Origin of the sequence: Mucilaginibacter terrae, assembly GCF_042679325.1 — a bacterium.
Taxonomy (GTDB): Bacteria; Bacteroidota; Bacteroidia; order Sphingobacteriales; family Sphingobacteriaceae; genus Mucilaginibacter; species Mucilaginibacter terrae.
The window spans coordinates 118,532-134,668 of sequence record NZ_JBHTMJ010000012.1 but is presented as its reverse complement, the minus strand read 5'-3'; the positions used below and the strand labels follow the sequence as shown (position 1 = coordinate 134,668).

The window sequence follows — 16,137 nt, the reverse complement described above, 5'->3', positions numbered from 1 at the left end:
CCGCAACTTAACGATAAAACTGCTTAAAGCGGGTTTCAAACAGTTGATATGATCCATAAACAAATCCCAATGCCGTGTATGAGTCTTTGCCTTGCTTTAGTGCAGCAAAAATTTGCTTAATAAATTCGGGATGAGTTTTAATGATGAAAAATAGAATACTGTAGGCCACATCAAAGCGCAGGGTAACATCATCCTTTTTATTCCAGGCCTGTTGTGTATCTATACTTAAAAACTCTTTTAAATTCAATCGATTGTCTTTCAGGTAATCCTTAACACGTTTCAACCGGGGTGTTTGCTCATCCACATAAATGCCTTTATTATCAGCAATATATAAAGCCTCAAAAAACTCAGATAAACCCTCATTTATCCATTTAGGTACGCCCGAATAGTTATTATAGTGCATAAAGCGATGGCTCACTTCGTGTAAGATCACCGAAAAATAATTGCCGTCTTTGTAAACATAACATTGCTGGTTCGTCGGCTTGTAATATCCACCTGGCAACATAATTTCCTTATTATCATTCCACTCTTGTAAAAACTCTTTACGGTTTTTATAAATGTTTATTACAACCGGTAAACTATCGGGGATGGCATTATCAAACAATCCGTTATACAAATTGGCTTCCTGCTTAACCAAGCGGTTAAGGGCAACAGTATCGGCTTCGGCTAATTTATAACCAATAGCATTAATGGTTATTTTTTGAGCAAAAGCATTAAAATAAATAAAGCTAAAAAATATAACAGCCAGTAAAAGAATTAATTTACTGGCTGTGGCAACTTTAGGCGGTTGCTTTAGTTTGTCTAAGTTCTTCAAACAATTCAATAACTTTCTTTTGAAGGTCAATAACTTCGGTCTCCCTATCCATTAGCTTTTTATTGACGTTCTCCAGCTCGTTTACATATTTTTGCTCGTATTCGGCATCGTTAAATGTAAGTAATTGAACCACTGACATTTCAAACAGATTAGCAATTTGCTCTAATCTCGATAAGTTGATGTCGGTAATACCCGTTTCAATTTTTGAAAATGCAGGTATAGAAATATCCAGTCTTTTAGCTACATCTTCCTGACTCCAACTTTTTTGATGTCTTAATAATCTGATTTTTTTGCCCAGTGTTTTCATTTTTAAATTTAGGATAAGGGTTTCTCAATAGTTAATAAAGTTACAATAATATTTTAATATCAAAAATAAATTTTTCATTTATTTAATATATTTCCTGTTAATTCACTTAAATTAATGCCGCCGAAATTACCCGAACTCATTAACAATAAATTTTTACCAGTTAAGTCTTGCTCTTCTACGTATGTCTTTAAATTTTGGGGCTTATCAAAAAACAAAAGATCATCCATGTTAAAAGCTGCTTTTACGGCTGCATCATCATAGGGTTTTAATTTTTTTTGAGCAAAGGTTTTTGCATCAATAAATACTACAGCCTCGTCGGCTTCATCCATGCAGCCGTTATATTCGCTTAAAAACTCCTTATTCAAACTACTGAAGGTATGCAGTTCCATACAGGCAATCAACTTTCGATGCGGAAATTGTGATTTAACCGCATGTATGGTAGCTTTTAACTTAGACGGCGAATGGGCAAAATCTTTATAAATATTGGTGGTTTCACTTTTTCCTAACAACTCCAACCTGCGTGCGGCACCTTTAAATGTAACCATGCTGCTGTAAAAATCATTGGCCTTAATGCCCAACTCATTACAAACAGATCGGGCGGCTTCTAAATTGAGCAGGTTATGCTCACCAAATACCTGTAGCGGGTACTTATTATGCTCACTAATAATGGATGTTATACCGTTAACTGCTTCGTAATGTGGTAACTGGTAAGCTGTTTTAACAACGGCTGATCGGTTATCGGCAATTAGCTGTTGCAATATCCTATCATTACCGGCATAATACAGGGTACCCTTGGGCTGTATGGTTTGTATAAAAATCTCAAACTGCTCGGTGTAATTTTCAAACGTAGGAAACACGTTTATATGGTCCCAGGCTATACCGCTTATAACGGCAATGTTTGCTTTGTATAAGTGAAACTTAGGCCTGAGGTCAATAGGCGACGACAGGTACTCATCCCCTTCAATAATAATAAGCGGGGCATCACTCAACTGCACCATGGTATCAAAACCTTCTAGCTGCGCCCCCACCAGGTAATCGAACTGCTTTCCGGCTGCCTGCAAAGCATGCAGGATCATAGAGGTAATTGTGGTTTTACCATGGCTGCCGCCAATTACAACACGCAGCTTTTCTTTCGATTGCTCATATATATATTCAGGATATGAGTAGATCTTAATGTTTTGACGCTGTGCTGCTAAAAGCTCTGAATTATCAACCCGGGCATGCATCCCTAATATAATGGCATCCAGGTCATCAGTAATTTTTTCGGGATACCAGCCATTTTTATCAGGTAACAAAGCATACCTTGATAAGCGTGAAATTGACGGCTCAAACAGCACATCATCGGAGCCGGTGACTTCAAAACCTTTTTTATGTAACGCAATAGCCAGGTTATGCATAGCGCTGCCGCCAATGGCTATAAAATGTACTTTCATTTAAAACAATTAGCTATTGAGCAATTACCTGCAAATAAAGCGAAAAACTGCTAAGCCATCAAATATACTCGTAATGAAATTAAGATATTTTGCTTTAATTATCAATATATTTCACAACATATTATGAGAATTATAATATATACGTTATAGTTGGCAAATTATATTACAATAATGCAGTATATATTATATTTGTACTGTAATTATAATAGTTACAGATGAGTGGAAGATTTCATATAGCAATTCACATAATGACGTTGCTTCATGCCGCGGGCGATGAAGTGATCTCGTCCGACTTTATAGCTGAGAGCGTAAATATTAATCCTGTGCTTATTCGCAAAGAAATTAGCAGCCTCAATAAATTTGGATTAGTAGACAGTAAAGAGGGTAAAAGTGGCGGATACATGTTAGGCAAACCTGCTACCGAAATTACACTGGCCGATATTTATGAAGCTGTTCAGGCAAAATCCATTTTAGGCAAAGCCCGTAATACACCTAACCCGGCCTGCCCTATTGGAAAGCAAATAAACGATCATTTTAATTTTATGGAACACGAAATGATCGGGCTAATCACTGAAAAATTAAGGCTACAAACCCTGGCTCAATTTAATAATCAATTCAATTAAAATTTTTTAATACAAACTGTAATATTTAACATTACATTAATGATGAAATTAGCAATAATAGGTGCAACTGGTTTTGTAGGCCCTAAGGTAGTAGAAGAGGCGTTAAACCGGGGTTACGAGGTAACCGCATTTGCCCGTAAACCCGAAAAATTGGACATTGAGAATGAGAGGCTAATAAAGCAATCAGTCGATGTGTGTGATACCGAAATATTGGCCACGTTACTGGTGGGTCACGATGCAGTAATAAGCACCTTTAATGCCGGCTGGACAAACCCTAACTTATATAATGATTTTTTAAAAGGCTGTAAATCTATACAAGCGGCTACCAAACAAGCAGGTATTAAACGCTACATAACCGTAGGTGGTGCCGGTAGCCTGGAAATTAAACCCGATGTGCAATTGGTAGATACGCCCGATTTTCCTGCGGCTTACAAACCTGGCGCTACCGCTGCCCGAGATTACTTGAACGAGCTACGCATGGAAAATGAGCTGGACTGGACATTTTTGAGTCCGGCCATAAACTTACATCCTGGGCAGCGTACCGGTATTTTTCGCTTAGGCACCAATCAACCTGTATTTAACGAAGCTGGTGAAAATGATATTTCGGTTGAAGATCTGGTTGTTGCGTTAATTGATGAACTGGAGAAAGGCCAATTTATTAAACAGCGGTTTACGCTGGGATATTAACCCTCCTAATCCTCCCCAAAAGGGAGGACTTTAAAACCTTTCCTAACTCACTCCCCCTTGGGGAGAGCTGGGGATGAGTTATACCTTTACAAACTTAGCAGCCACCCAATGGTTGCTGGTTTTATGGCTAATATAATTCAGTCCATGCTTTTGAGCTTCTTCTTTGATAATATCCAGATCGGTATGCTCATAAAAGCCGCTAAGATAGATCTCGCCGCCGGGTTTTAATACCTCGCTGTAGCGGGGCATTTGGTCGGTTAAAATATTGCGGTTAATGTTGGCTAAAATTACATCAAACTCTTCATCCGGTATATCCTCTTTAGAGCCGCAAATGATCTGCACACCCTTTACCCGGTTAAGTGCCGTGTTTTCAAATGTACTTTTGTAGCAAAGCATATCGTAATCAATGGCGGTTAAGTTTGTGGCCCCTAATTTAGATGCCAGTATAGCTAAAATGCCAGTACCACAACCCATATCCAAAACATTTTTGCCATGCAGGTTCGTATCCAGCATACTGCTCATCATCAGGCAGGTAGTATCATGGTGACCTGTACCGAAAGCCATTTTAGGGTCGATGACAATCTCATGCGGAAACTCGGGCTTAGGTTCATGAAAAGTGGCCCGCACATAGATCTGGTTACCCACCCTAATCGGGTTAAAGTTGCTTTCCCATACCTCATTCCAGTTCTTTTGAGGTATGAGGTTAACCTCATACGAAAACGAGATCATATCGCTATAAAGCTCCAGGCAACCGTCCACCTGCCCTTTATCAAAATCTTCGGACGGGATATAGGCCTTAAACCCAAAATCAGTTTCCTCAAACGTATCAAAACCCAGTTGAGCAAGCTCATTAATCAGCAGGTCCTGATGATGGCTTTCTGCACTCATAATGGTAAAAATCAGTTCGTAATAATTCATGATTGGTTACGGGTTTTGAGTTATCGGTTGCGAGAGATGTGCTTTCACGCAACACCATCACCCGCAACTGGCAGCTAATAATTAATTAAACACCTTTACAATATCTAAAAAGTCGCGAGACTTTAACGATGCACCACCTATCAGGCCGCCGTCGATATCGGGCTGAGCAAAAAGATCAGCCGCATTTTTTGGATTGCAGCTACCACCATATAAAATGGTGGTGTTATCGGCCACTTCCTGTGTATAGTTATTGGCAATTTGTTCACGTATAAACGCATGGATTTCCTGCGCCTGCTCCGAACTTGCCGTTTTGCCGGTACCTATGGCCCAAACCGGTTCATAAGCTAATACCAATTGCTCAAATTGTTCGGTGCTTAGGCTAAAAACGCCTTCTTCCAGTTGTGTTTTGATCACCTCAAAGTGCTGCTCGCTTTCGCGCTCATTTAATGTTTCGCCGATGCAGAAAATAGGTTTTAAGCCATTGTTTAAAGCAGTAAGCGTTTTTTGAGCTAATAACTGGTTATCCTCGCCAAAATACTGACGACGTTCTGAGTGACCCAATATTACATAAGCCGCACCAGTCGATTTTACCATTTTAGCCGAAATTTCGCCCGTGTAAGCACCCGACTCATATTGATGGGCATTTTGTGCACCAACGGCTACCTTATCATAACTTTTGGCCAATTGTACTAAACTGCTCAAGTGTATAAAAGGAGAGCATATTACAGCTAACTGCTGACCGGTAATTTCATCTTTTACCATATTGGCAATCTCCGAAAAAAGCGACATACCCTCGGCATAATCCAAATTCATTTTCCAGTTTCCGGCAACTATTTTCTTTCTCATAATAATATTAAAATCTTCTGTATGGTTGGGTTAAATTAAATACTTCTTGTAACAATTGCTTCTCCGTTTCGTGTAACTGCATATTACGTCGGGCATAAACCCGCTCAATAGTTTCAAATACTTTATTCAGCCTGTACAATTCCATGTGATTGGCCCCGCCCCAGGAAAAATCGGGGATATAATTATGCGGATAGCCTGCGCCGAAAACATTGGCACTCACTCCAACTACCGTGCCGGTATTAAACATGGTATTTATGCCACATTTGGCATGGTCGGCCATAATTAAGCCGCAAAATTGCAAACCTGTTTTGCGAAAATGCCGAGTAGAATAATCCCAAAGCTTTACTTCAGTGTAATTGTTTTTCAAGTTAGAGTTATTGCTGTCGGCACCCATATTGCACCACTCGCCCAGCACGGCATTACCTAAATAGCCTTCGTGTCCTTTAGATGAGTGCCCCCACAGTACCGCATTATTAATCTCCCCACCCACCCTGCATTTAGGGCCAATGGTGGTAGCGCCATAAATTTTCGCGCCCATTTTAATCTGCGAATCGTTGCAAAGGGCTAAGCCGCCACGTATATGCGTACCCTCCCAAACCTCACTGTTTTTACCTAAATATATAGGCCCGTTGCGAGTATTAAAAGTAGAGCATTCAGCTACGGCATCATCTTCAGCAAAAAAATCATCGCCTATAATCGTGTTGGAAGCGCTTAAAGTCGTGCTGCTTCGCCCTTTGGTTAACAAGGCAAAATCTCGGCGCAATTCAATATCGTTTTTTTTAAAAATATCCTCGGGATAACGAATGCTCATTATAGCAGGTTCGTATTGGTGTTCGCGGTCAAATTTCTGATCGGGTGAAAAACTTCGGGCATCACTTTCAGTCAATTTTACGGCCAGCAAATTGCTATTACTATATAATGCTTCGCCGGTAGGCAGCTTATCAATGGCTTCCAGCAAATGCTCATCAGGGCAAACCGAACCATTAATGAACCAATTATGTGTCGACAAGTGCAACGGGAACTTACCCTGTAGGTAAGCCTGTGTATGGAACGAATAATTAGCTTGAAGGTGTTTAGCCCACTTTTCGGCAATAGTTAAAATACCTATACGCAGGTTGGCTACAGGCCGGGTATAAGTTAGGGGCAGTAAAGTTTGATGCGCGTTATCGTCGAACAGAATGATAGCCATGGCCAAAAATAAAAAAAGTCTCCCGGTATGGGGAGACTTTTAAATATTTGTTTAGTACAATTACTTTTTGTTGTAACGGGTACGGAACTTATCGATACGACCTGCAGTATCTACCAGTTTCATTTTACCGGTATAGAACGGATGCGAGGTGTGCGAAATTTCTAATTTCACTAATGGATATTCATTGCCGTCTTCCCATTTAACGGTTTCACGGGTATCAATGCATGATTTAGTCATAAAAGAATACTCGTTAGACATATCTTTAAAAACAACTAATCTATAGTTTGATGGATGCAGGTCTTTTTTCATTATATATACTTTCCTTTCAAAAGAGGTGCAAATATAGTAATTTATTACATAATTGTGAATAGATGAACTAAAATATTTATAAGTTATTTTAAGTGTAAAGTTTTGGAGAGGGTAATGGCTGAATTTTAATGGTTCTCTCTCACAATTAATTAAATAATAGTAAGCAATAATTTAGCATAACAAACACCTAATACCGATTCCTAATCTGTGAGTTAATTCACACCTTTAAACTTTGTATCAGTAAGCATTTACATTTGTAACAAACCTCATGTAAATGTTTTATAATGTTATATTTCATTACATTTAGCGTTAACTTTAATTTGAATAGGAGATTGAATTTTGGAAATTTGATGTTTGCAACTACAGTTTGCCTTTCGGCTAAAGCCTTAGCTGCAAACGGTGGCTGGATGAAAAACAACGCCATTCCGGCCAAAGAAACCCGCTGGGATAACTTTAACATCCTGAATGATGATAACAAGAAAAAAATTCGGGGTATTGTTCAGGAAGTGAGCGCCAAACCTGCCTCGGCCCCTAAGGGTAGCCTTCAATAGCGTGTTGGCGATTTTGTATGCCAGCGCTATGGGTATCCTATCGATAAAAAACATAAAACCGGGCGATAAAATATACAAAAAGCCCGAAAACCGCATTAGGATCTGGTAAGCTGCAAGAGCATTCCTGTCTTAATTTTAAATCCCGAGCCCGGCCATTTGGTCGGGTTTTTTTTGGTCTTTATAACTATTGATATTTTGATGGGTAAACTACTGCACTGCCGTTAAACCAAAAAACTTGTACTGCCCTTTTTCCTTTACAAATTGAAAAGCATAACGCTGGCCTTCAAACCCTTTAATTTTGCCGGGCTGTTTGGTTACATACCATATATCGTAAACATGCAGTACATCATTGTTCACATCCAGGTTAAGGGGCTTGTAGTTTTTAATTTTTTCGGTAAACATGATGTATTTGCCGTTTTTAACGGCTTGCCATAAACTGGTTTTTGGCAGGTTTACGATCATGTTCTTGATGAAGGCATCCACGGTAACCAAATCGCCGGTACCAGCTTGTATGGCGCAAGGCTGGCAATATACTTGTGTTAACGACAGTTTTTTTAGTACGCGGACGTTTTTAGTAGACAGGCCTTTAACATATTGTTTCCAAACGCGCGCTACAGCTAACGAATCCGTTTTCGGAGTTTTAACCATTTTCATTTGCTGGCTGCACGAGGCAAACATAAACGCGGCAAGGCTGAATAAAATTGCAGTATATCTGATCATATCAGGTTAGCATTGTTTAAGCCGGTCATTATAGCACAAAGATTGGCTTTTAATACAAGTATAAACGCTTTTAAAAGCGTTTGTGTTGTTAAATACTTATAATTTTATGGCATTTGTTAACCAATTAAACTATGAATTGTAGTATCTTAAACAATTCAAATCAATTTGATAAATATTTGATTATGGGCAAATTATAGAAGTTAATACCAGCATTAGCAGGAACGAACTGGATAAGCTAAAAAGTAACCGTCAAACTATTGACTTAAAAAAATATTTCGGGAAAATAGATTTTAAACTAATGGCCTGGACTATCAGCTAAAGGTACGTGATAAGTGGAGATAATATTGTTATAGATACTTTATTAGTCATCAATTTGTTTAATGGGATTGAACAAATATTACCGTTAATCACCAGCCGAAATCTATATGTTTCTGTTATTTCCGAAATTGAGGTTTTGAGCTTCCCTAATTTAACCAAGCATGACAAATCCTTGCTAAAAGATTTTTCAGGAAATTGTTATCTTATAAATTTAGATAGTCCAATTAATGATATTACTATTAACATTAGGGCTAAATACAAAACAAAGTTGCCTGATGCTGTTATAGCGGCCACCGCAATTTATTATGACATACCTTTGTTCACTATGGATAAAGGTTTTAAGGAGATCGATGATCCAAAATCAGTAGTATTATCTTATTAATTGTTTTAGTAATGTTATATTGCAATTAACTACGTCTCTAAAAATTTTACATCTTATGCGCTTTCTCTATCTTTGCGCTACATGCTCATACATCAATTTTACGATACCGATCTGGCTCATGCTTCTTATGCTATATTACGGGCAGGCCAGATTATAGTGATAGATCCGGCGCGTAACCCGCAGCCTTACTACGAATTTGCCCTGCAGCACGAAGCCGATATTACCGGCGTGATTGAAACCCACCCCCATGCCGATTTTGTAAGTTCGCACCTCGAAATACACCAAACCACTGGTGCTACTATTTACGTGAGCCACCTGCTGGGCGCTACCTATCCGCATCAAACTTTCGATGATGGCGACGAAATTACCCTGGCCGATATGAAGCTGAAAGCTATTAACACACCCGGCCATTCCCCCGATTCGATATGTGTTTTAGTGGAAGATGAAAACGGCCAAACCACTACCCTATTTAGCGGCGACACCCTGTTTGTGGGTGATGTTGGCAGACCCGATTTACGGGAAGAAGCCGGTAATATTACCGCCAAAAAAGAAGACCTGGCCAGGCAAATGTATAACAGTACCCGTCAAAAGTTAATGACTTTGCCCCAAAATGTGGTGGTTTATCCGGCGCATGGTCCCGGTACACTTTGTGGCAAAAATATAAGCCCCGATCTGCAAAGCACTATTGGCCGCGAACTGCGCGAAAATTACGCCCTACAGCTCATGGATGAGCAAACCTTTGTAAACGAACTTACCGCAGATCAGCCATTTGCACCGCAATATTTTGGTTACGATGTAGAACTCAATAAACAAGGTGCTCCTGATTATGCCCAAAGTATAGCCAATATACCGCATTTAAATACTGATGCCCAACTTAATGAAGGCACATTAGTAATAGATACCCGCACAAAAGCTGCCTTTAACCAAGGACATATTAAGAATGCCATTAACCTGCAACTGCAAGGCAAATTTGAAACTTGGTTAGGTACTGTGGTGGAACCCAGCGAACCATATTACCTCATAGCTGCCGATCACGAAAAATTAGAACTGGCCTTGAGCCGCTCTGCCAAAATTGGATACGAACAGCAAATCAAAGGTGTGTTGCAATCGCCAACAAACGCTACCGAAACATCGGCCGAGTTAGACCTGGATGCATTTAAAGCCCATCCTGAAAGCTACACCATTATTGATGCCCGTAACTGGAACGAAATTAACGCAGGCTTACTGTTCAGCAATGCGCTTACTATACCTTTGCCAGAACTACGCAAACGCCTAAACGAAATACCAACCGATAAGCCCATTGTGGTACACTGTGCCGCCGGTTACCGCTCTGCTGCAGCAAGGAGTATTATTGTGCAGCGAATTGTCAACGTTCCAGTGTATGATTTAAGTGATGTGGTAGTGGAGTTCAACAATTCCACCCCTTCCCTCACCGGTATGGAGGGTGGCAAAACAGATTATTTAAAGTCCCCCCTCCCAGGGAGGATTTAAGCGGGGCTTATGAGTATATTATCCATAGTACCCACCGCCGATGGTTCCAAAACCATTTATAATGCCGAGATAGGCGAAAACTATCACTCTAAACATGGTGCCTTACAAGAAAGTCAGCATGTGTTTTTAAACTCAGGGTTACGCTATTTTTTGGCGGGTACTGAAATTACTGAAGTATCGGTATTGGAAGTTGGTTTAGGGACCGGTTTAAACTTTTTGTTAACTGCAGATTTTTGCACGTCTAAGGAGATCGCTTTAACTTATACCGGAATAGAGGCCTATCCCCTTTCTGATGAGATGATTGCACAAACCGGTTACCACGATTATGTACCGGCAACAATTTGGCAAACTTTTTTGGATAACTATCCCCTATCATTACAGCAACCAGTGCAGCTTAATACGCACGTTCAACTGCACACAGCACACTTACAACTGCTCAACTATTCAACAGATCAACTATTTAACATTATCTATTTCGATGCCTTCGCAGCCCTTCACCAGCCCGCAATGTGGAGCGAACAAGCAATAGCGCATACCATCAAATTCTTGAAACCGGGCGGTGTGTTTGTAACCTACGCTATTACCGGCAACTTAAAACGGCAGCTTAAAGCAGCAGGCTTTAAAGTGGAAAAAGCCCCCGGCGCCCCCGGTAAACGCGAAATGTTGCGGGCCACTAAGGCGCTTTAACAAAAAAACTATTACGAGCAATAACCTGGAAATCTCATTTGTTTTGTCTGTTTGAGCCTGTAGAAAACTTGGCAATACGACCAATGCTTCAACAGGCTCAGCATGACACTATGCTTAAATTTGAAATAATCATATTGCCTAAAATATTCGCCTTGCTCATTCAATCATTTTCCACATCAACAATGTAGCAATACTTACTTTTGTAAAAAACATAACTATGCCTTTAACCCCTCCAAATACCGGTCTTGATCCATTAACAGCGTTCGACCGACTGCTTACCATTATGAACGACCTGCGGGAGAATTGCCCTTGGGATAAAAAACAAACATTGGAAAGCCTGCGCCACCTCACCATTGAAGAAACCTACGAACTATCGGATGCCATTTTGGGCAACGATATGCAAGAGATTAAAAAAGAACTGGGCGATGTGATGCTGCACCTGGTTTTTTACGCCCGCATTGCATCAGAAACCAACGATTTTACCATAACCGATGTACTAAATAGTATTTGCGATAAACTGATCAATCGTCACCCGCATATTTATAGCGATACCGATGTAAATAACGAGGAGGATGTGAAGCGCAATTGGGAACAGATCAAGCTCAAAGAAGGCAACAAATCAGTGTTGGGTGGGGTTCCCTCCTCATTACCGGCTTTGGTGAAAGCCTCGCGTATTCAGGAAAAAGCCCGTGGTATTGGTTTCGATTGGGAGAACAAAAGCCAGGTTTGGGAAAAAGTAGAAGAAGAAATGCAGGAATTTCGCCAGGAATATAACGCCGAGGATGATACCGTAATAGATCAGGAACGTGCCGAGGGCGAGTTTGGCGACCTGCTGTTTTCACTGATCAACTATGCACGTTTTGTAGGCATAAATCCTGAAAATGCACTGGAAAAAACCAACCGAAAATTCATCAAACGCTTTCAGCATCTCGAAGCCCGAGCGACAGAAAACGGTGAGAAATTACAGGACATGACCCTTGCGCAAATGGACGTGTATTGGAACGAGGCAAAGAATCTGTAATTTTTAAACCGGAACTGTTACACTTGGTAATTATTTTTCGTATCGGTTACATCATACAGTTTCAGGATAATGAAAAGGAGACTACTATATTTTTTATTGGGCATTGCAGCAGCATTATCGGGGTGTATTAAAGGGAATGACGATGCTACACCGGTGATACAGCCGCAAGGCAAATTTACAGGCCAGTATTACAGGGTACACCGTAATAATACTACCCAGGTAAAAGACACTATAAAGGCCAACTTAACATTGGATCTTACAAGTAATACTTTTACAATAACAGGCGACACCAGTAAACATGCGGGTAGTAAGGGTACATTTAACTACAACCAATCATACATAGAATGGATTGACAGTACTGTTCCGGTGGGAACTAACAGCCTGGATTTACCTAAGTACCACCTGCACGGGCTATATCAATATGTTTATAATGGCAGTAGTTTAGAGTTTGCAGCCAGTACTTACCCCATAGATACGCTGATATACATCTATAAATTAAAGAAGTAAGTTAACCGAATATAAAATATTTGATAAATACTACCCTCCTGAATGCTTGAATCCAAAAGCAATGCTGAATACGAACTAATACAGCATTGCAAAACAGGCGCTATTAAATACCAGGAACAGCTGTATAAGCGGTTCTATGGCTATGCCATGGGTATAGGGCTGCGTTATTGTGATAACAGGGACGATGCATTGGAGGTGGTTAACGATTCATTTATTAAGATATTTAATACCATACAGAGCTATAATGCCGATCGTTCTTTTAATGCATGGATGCGACGCATCATCATTAATACTTCTATAGACCGGCGGCGCAAAGATTTGAAGTACCAACTGCATACGGATATGGAATATGCCAATCACATTGGCCATAACAACACCGCGGTGCAGCAATTAAACGCTAAAGATATTTTAAAATTGATGGACAACCTGCCCACTATGCAGCGCGCTATTTTTAACCTATATGAAATTGATGGTTATAACCACGACGAAATTGCCGAAATGTTGAATATACCCGCCAGTTCGAGCAGGGTGTATTTAAGCCGGGCTAAAGAAAAATTACGTAAGGCATTAACCACAGAAGCACAAAGCCATGAGTGAAGAGCTGGATAATGAACTAAGAAAACGCATAAGCGAGGTATTTGAGCAGTATGAAGATACCGCCTCTGCCCAGGAGGGCTGGGAGCTGCTGCGTAAAAAATTCCCTGCCAAAAAACAGCGCCCTATAGCACCGTTATGGTGGAGTGTTGCGGCTACATTATTAGTGCTTAGCCTATTTGGTTTGTGGTTTTATAACCGGCCACAAAAAACGGAACAAGTAGCAGTGAAACCTGCTGGTAAAATATTAAAACCCAACAATTCAGCTGTTGTACCGCAACGGGTACCTTTACAAACGCCGTATAAAAACCCTGTGGACAATCATGAGCAAGAGTTTGCAGGCACAGGTAATAAGCCCGTAGGGATCGCAACGGACCTTTCGGTTGATAGAGGCATCAAATTAAGTTTGCCACCAGCAAAAAAAATACCAGCAAACGTGTTGCCTATTAAATACCAGCAGTTGGCAGGCACCAACAACACTACAGCACCAGCATCAACGCCTGATGGTAAAGCATTGCTGCCAGCAACTAATAACGCTAAACCCGATAGTACTGCCCTCACCAACAAAAGCATACTTGCGCAACAAACGGTAAAACCTCAGCAAAAGGCAGAGGCTGTAAATCCAACCGATTCTTTGGCCGACGAAAGCAAATCGCGCATGAGCATATTTTTGGCTAACGAGCGAAAAAAGGAAGTCGGCAAAAAAACGAAAAATGAAAAGGCCTCAGCCGATAAGCGCATTTTATACAGTGTTTACGCGGCTACTTATTTTAATTATGCCGAAGGCAGCAAAAGCCAGATGAATACCGGTGCGGGTTTTGGTACTGATATTAAATTATTTAGTCACTTTAAATTATCAACCGGGGTAGCCATAGCCAAAAATACACTTAACTATGCCAAACAGCCAACCCTGGCCGGTATTTTACAAGAAGCTATAGGCGTTAGCAGTATAAAAGCCAATGACGCTACAGCATACAATACTACACCTACCTTGGGCTTTGTATCGTCGAGAGTGGTGGTTAACCCGGTAGTGGCCGGTTACAATGTAAGCCTAACCGGGCTGGATGTACCAGTTAATATCAAATATGAGTTCAATCCTCAAAAAAGCGACAGCTATATTTCGGCGGGTTTAAGTTCGGGTACGTTCATCAACGAAACTTATAATTACCGGTACGAAAACAATATCAATTCATTAATTTCAACTCCGGCCATCCCCGATGCTACAACGCGCAAAAGCTTTACCAAGTTCGATTTTGCCCGCACGTTAAACTTATCTTTAGGAATGGGTTACCAAATCACCAAGAACAACAGGCTGGTGATAGAACCATTTTTAAAGTACCCGTTAAGTGGTTTAGGTTCACAGCAAATACGCTTTGGCGCAGGAGGGGTAAACCTCAGGCTAAAATTTCAGAGTGTTAAAAAATAGCTCGTTATTTAAAACGTATAGCCCTCACCGGCGTTATTTTACTTACCAGCATAGAGGGGATCAGCAGCACTATTAAACAAATAACCAATGTACCTGCATTAAGCAATAATACATCGGTTAAACTTAACTCAATGGGCACAAAGTTCATATAATATGATTCCTGATCGAGCCTAAACAAGTGTGTACGCTCTTGTATGTAGCTTAAACCCAAACCTAAAATGTTCCCCCATAACAGGCCCATTCCTATTAAATAGGTAGCATTATATAAAAATATTTTTTGAATACTCCAATTGGTGGCCCCCATGGCTTTAAGCATACCAATCATTGAAGTGCGCTCCAGTATCATAATAAGCAGGGCCGATATCATATTAATTACAGCCACTATCAGCATCAAAATTAGCATCACCTGGGTATTTACATCAAGCAGTTTAAGCCACTCAAATATGGTTGGGTAAGTTTCGTCGACCCTGAACGAACGCAGGTAGGTGGGTAAAAACTCATTCAATTGCTGGGTAGCGGGTTGCAGTTGCTTAAAATCCACCACCTGAACCTCATATCCTCCCGCTTCACGGTAGGTCCAGTCGTTTAGCCGTTGTATGATCGATAAGTTGCCGATAACGAAGGTTTTGTCAACATCCTCCACCCCTATGTTAAAAATACCCACAATAGTAAACTTTCGCTTACGCATGGGCTCCTGAATAAAGTACATCAAAAAATCATCACCAACCTTCAGCTTTAACCTACCGGCTGTATGGCTCGATACCATGATCTGCTTTTGAGCCGCAACCGAATCGGCAAAGTCAATTACATTACCCGTGATGAGCGCACGCTTGAAAATCCCCCAATCGTATGTTTTGTCTACTCCTTTCAAAACTACGCCTTCAATTTCGTTATTAGCTTTAATAATAGCCGGCTTGGTAGCGTAAGGCATTATTTGCTTTATTAACGGGTTGGCTTTGGCCTTCGCTACAAAGCCGGTATCAATCATAAAGGGTGAGTTCTCGTACGAAAAATTGTTATCGAACTTGGTGATCTGAATATCGCCTGCAAAACCCCTTATCTTTTCAGTGATCTCGCGTTTAAAGCCTTTTACAATAGCTAATGCCAGTATCATAACACTTAAACCCAGCATAATACCTACAATAGCGATACGCACAATCAGTTTAGAGAAGGTGCGCTTGCTTTGAAAAGTAAGCCGCGAAGCAATAAAGGAAGAAAAATTCAAGGCAAACAGTTTTTTTGTACTTTCGCAAATATGCAGATTTCATGCCGAATGTTTAGCACCGGCGTAAATTTGCATTAAATTACCTCTTA

Annotated in this window: 19 protein-coding genes; 10 read left to right on the top strand and 9 right to left on the bottom strand. The window is 40.5% G+C overall.

Annotated elements, in window-relative coordinates; all coding sequences use genetic code 11:
* Positions 1 to 7: 7 nt before the first annotated feature.
* From ACFQ3S_RS12455 to ACFQ3S_RS12445, 3 genes are all read right to left on the bottom strand, one after another.
* On the bottom strand, positions 8 to 814 hold the full coding sequence (locus ACFQ3S_RS12455; RefSeq protein WP_377164864.1) for a DUF1570 domain-containing protein: 807 nt from the start codon (positions 812 to 814) through the stop codon (positions 8 to 10).
* Complete coding sequence (locus tag ACFQ3S_RS12450) at positions 780 to 1,121, bottom strand: helix-turn-helix domain-containing protein (protein ID WP_377164862.1); 342 nt, start codon at positions 1,119 to 1,121, stop codon at positions 780 to 782. The genes ACFQ3S_RS12455 and ACFQ3S_RS12450 overlap by 35 nt, the downstream gene beginning before the upstream one ends.
* A 74-nt stretch (positions 1,122 to 1,195) precedes the next feature.
* Positions 1,196 to 2,554 (bottom strand): UDP-N-acetylmuramate--L-alanine ligase, encoded by a 1,359-nt coding sequence (locus ACFQ3S_RS12445; RefSeq protein WP_377164860.1) that lies wholly within the window; start codon positions 2,552 to 2,554, stop codon positions 1,196 to 1,198.
* A gap of 215 nt (positions 2,555 to 2,769) precedes the next feature.
* Here ACFQ3S_RS12445 and ACFQ3S_RS12440 point away from each other — a divergent pair, with 215 nt between their 5' ends.
* Both ACFQ3S_RS12440 and ACFQ3S_RS12435 read left to right on the top strand, forming a co-directional pair.
* A complete protein-coding gene (locus ACFQ3S_RS12440; protein WP_377164858.1) occupies positions 2,770 to 3,177 on the top strand; it encodes an RrF2 family transcriptional regulator in 408 nt (135 codons plus the stop codon).
* Between the two features lie 39 nt (positions 3,178 to 3,216).
* Complete coding sequence (locus tag ACFQ3S_RS12435) at positions 3,217 to 3,864, top strand: NAD(P)-dependent oxidoreductase (protein ID WP_377164856.1); 648 nt, start codon at positions 3,217 to 3,219, stop codon at positions 3,862 to 3,864.
* 78 nt (positions 3,865 to 3,942) lie between these two features.
* Here the strand turns inward: ACFQ3S_RS12435 and prmA are convergent, their stop codons facing one another.
* The 4 genes from prmA to ACFQ3S_RS12415 form a co-directional block, all read right to left on the bottom strand.
* Positions 3,943 to 4,782 (bottom strand): 50S ribosomal protein L11 methyltransferase, encoded by an 840-nt coding sequence (prmA, locus tag ACFQ3S_RS12430; RefSeq protein WP_377164854.1) that lies wholly within the window; start codon positions 4,780 to 4,782, stop codon positions 3,943 to 3,945.
* 81 nt (positions 4,783 to 4,863) lie between these two features.
* Positions 4,864 to 5,628: a triose-phosphate isomerase gene (gene tpiA, locus ACFQ3S_RS12425; protein WP_377164852.1), complete on the bottom strand. Its 765-nt coding sequence runs from the start codon at positions 5,626 to 5,628 to the stop codon at positions 4,864 to 4,866.
* A 7-nt stretch (positions 5,629 to 5,635) separates the two neighbouring features.
* Positions 5,636 to 6,817, bottom strand: coding sequence for a putative sugar nucleotidyl transferase (locus ACFQ3S_RS12420; protein WP_377164850.1), 1,182 nt, complete (start codon positions 6,815 to 6,817; stop codon positions 5,636 to 5,638).
* A 60-nt stretch (positions 6,818 to 6,877) separates the two neighbouring features.
* The gene (locus ACFQ3S_RS12415) at positions 6,878 to 7,126 is read right to left on the bottom strand and encodes a type B 50S ribosomal protein L31 (protein WP_377164848.1); all 249 of its coding nucleotides are present in this window, start codon (positions 7,124 to 7,126) and stop codon (positions 6,878 to 6,880) included.
* Positions 7,127 to 7,476: 350 nt separating this feature from the next.
* On the opposite strand from ACFQ3S_RS12415, the gene ACFQ3S_RS12410 reads away from it, so the two are divergent.
* On the top strand, positions 7,477 to 7,677 hold the full coding sequence (locus tag ACFQ3S_RS12410; protein WP_377164846.1) for a hypothetical protein: 201 nt from the start codon (positions 7,477 to 7,479) through the stop codon (positions 7,675 to 7,677).
* A gap of 207 nt (positions 7,678 to 7,884) precedes the next feature.
* On the opposite strand, the gene ACFQ3S_RS12405 is transcribed toward ACFQ3S_RS12410, so the two are convergent.
* On the bottom strand, positions 7,885 to 8,397 hold the full coding sequence (locus ACFQ3S_RS12405) for a hypothetical protein (protein ID WP_377164844.1): 513 nt from the start codon (positions 8,395 to 8,397) through the stop codon (positions 7,885 to 7,887).
* A gap of 325 nt (positions 8,398 to 8,722) precedes the next feature.
* Between ACFQ3S_RS12405 and ACFQ3S_RS12400 the strand changes: the two genes are divergently transcribed.
* The 7 genes from ACFQ3S_RS12400 to ACFQ3S_RS12370 all read left to right on the top strand — a co-directional run bounded on the left by ACFQ3S_RS12400 (position 8,723) and on the right by ACFQ3S_RS12370 (position 14,823).
* Positions 8,723 to 9,097 (top strand): type II toxin-antitoxin system VapC family toxin, encoded by a 375-nt coding sequence (locus ACFQ3S_RS12400; protein ID WP_377164842.1) that lies wholly within the window; start codon positions 8,723 to 8,725, stop codon positions 9,095 to 9,097.
* Positions 9,098 to 9,178: 81 nt separating this feature from the next.
* On the top strand, positions 9,179 to 10,588 hold the full coding sequence (locus ACFQ3S_RS12395) for a rhodanese-like domain-containing protein (protein WP_377164840.1): 1,410 nt from the start codon (positions 9,179 to 9,181) through the stop codon (positions 10,586 to 10,588).
* 9 nt (positions 10,589 to 10,597) lie between these two features.
* A complete protein-coding gene (gene mnmD, locus ACFQ3S_RS12390) occupies positions 10,598 to 11,275 on the top strand; it encodes a tRNA (5-methylaminomethyl-2-thiouridine)(34)-methyltransferase MnmD (RefSeq protein ID WP_377164838.1) in 678 nt (225 codons plus the stop codon).
* A gap of 217 nt (positions 11,276 to 11,492) precedes the next feature.
* Positions 11,493 to 12,296 (top strand): nucleoside triphosphate pyrophosphohydrolase, encoded by an 804-nt coding sequence (gene mazG, locus ACFQ3S_RS12385; protein ID WP_377164836.1) that lies wholly within the window; start codon positions 11,493 to 11,495, stop codon positions 12,294 to 12,296.
* A 69-nt stretch (positions 12,297 to 12,365) separates the two neighbouring features.
* Entirely contained in the window at positions 12,366 to 12,803 is a 438-nt protein-coding gene (locus ACFQ3S_RS12380) for a hypothetical protein (RefSeq protein ID WP_377164834.1), read from the top strand.
* 42 nt (positions 12,804 to 12,845) lie between these two features.
* Positions 12,846 to 13,400 (top strand): RNA polymerase sigma factor, encoded by a 555-nt coding sequence (locus tag ACFQ3S_RS12375; RefSeq protein ID WP_377164832.1) that lies wholly within the window; start codon positions 12,846 to 12,848, stop codon positions 13,398 to 13,400.
* On the top strand, positions 13,393 to 14,823 hold the full coding sequence (locus ACFQ3S_RS12370) for a hypothetical protein (protein WP_377164830.1): 1,431 nt from the start codon (positions 13,393 to 13,395) through the stop codon (positions 14,821 to 14,823). Before ACFQ3S_RS12375 ends, ACFQ3S_RS12370 begins: the two co-directional genes overlap by 8 nt.
* Positions 14,824 to 14,827: 4 nt before the next feature.
* Here ACFQ3S_RS12370 and ACFQ3S_RS12365 read toward each other — a convergent pair whose 3' ends face one another.
* Positions 14,828 to 16,048, bottom strand: a complete 1,221-nt coding sequence (locus ACFQ3S_RS12365) for an ABC transporter permease (protein ID WP_377164828.1) — start codon at positions 16,046 to 16,048, stop codon at positions 14,828 to 14,830.
* Positions 16,049 to 16,137 lie beyond the last annotated feature (89 nt).

Excerpts from the sequence above, each read along its gene's own strand:
- ACFQ3S_RS12445 (WP_377164860.1), bottom strand. The coding sequence starts at position 2,554 with ATGAAAGTACATTTTATAGCCATTGGCGGCAGCGCTATGCATAACCTG.
- ACFQ3S_RS12405 (WP_377164844.1), bottom strand. The coding sequence starts at position 8,397 with ATGATCAGATATACTGCAATTTTATTCAGCCTTGCCGCGTTTATGTTT.
- ACFQ3S_RS12415 (WP_377164848.1), bottom strand. The coding sequence starts at position 7,126 with ATGAAAAAAGACCTGCATCCATCAAACTATAGATTAGTTGTTTTTAAA.
- ACFQ3S_RS12435 (WP_377164856.1), top strand. The coding sequence starts at position 3,217 with ATGATGAAATTAGCAATAATAGGTGCAACTGGTTTTGTAGGCCCTAAG.
- tpiA (WP_377164852.1), bottom strand. The coding sequence starts at position 5,628 with ATGAGAAAGAAAATAGTTGCCGGAAACTGGAAAATGAATTTGGATTAT.
- ACFQ3S_RS12450 (WP_377164862.1), bottom strand. The coding sequence starts at position 1,121 with ATGAAAACACTGGGCAAAAAAATCAGATTATTAAGACATCAAAAAAGT.
- ACFQ3S_RS12380 (WP_377164834.1), top strand. The coding sequence starts at position 12,366 with ATGAAAAGGAGACTACTATATTTTTTATTGGGCATTGCAGCAGCATTA.
- mnmD (WP_377164838.1), top strand. The coding sequence starts at position 10,598 with ATGAGTATATTATCCATAGTACCCACCGCCGATGGTTCCAAAACCATT.
- mazG (WP_377164836.1), top strand. The coding sequence starts at position 11,493 with ATGCCTTTAACCCCTCCAAATACCGGTCTTGATCCATTAACAGCGTTC.
- ACFQ3S_RS12375 (WP_377164832.1), top strand. The coding sequence starts at position 12,846 with ATGCTTGAATCCAAAAGCAATGCTGAATACGAACTAATACAGCATTGC.
- ACFQ3S_RS12410 (WP_377164846.1), top strand. The coding sequence starts at position 7,477 with ATGTTTGCAACTACAGTTTGCCTTTCGGCTAAAGCCTTAGCTGCAAAC.
- prmA (WP_377164854.1), bottom strand. The coding sequence starts at position 4,782 with ATGAATTATTACGAACTGATTTTTACCATTATGAGTGCAGAAAGCCAT.
- ACFQ3S_RS12370 (WP_377164830.1), top strand. The coding sequence starts at position 13,393 with ATGAGTGAAGAGCTGGATAATGAACTAAGAAAACGCATAAGCGAGGTA.
- ACFQ3S_RS12395 (WP_377164840.1), top strand. The coding sequence starts at position 9,179 with ATGCTCATACATCAATTTTACGATACCGATCTGGCTCATGCTTCTTAT.
- ACFQ3S_RS12420 (WP_377164850.1), bottom strand. The coding sequence starts at position 6,817 with ATGGCTATCATTCTGTTCGACGATAACGCGCATCAAACTTTACTGCCC.
- ACFQ3S_RS12440 (WP_377164858.1), top strand. The coding sequence starts at position 2,770 with ATGAGTGGAAGATTTCATATAGCAATTCACATAATGACGTTGCTTCAT.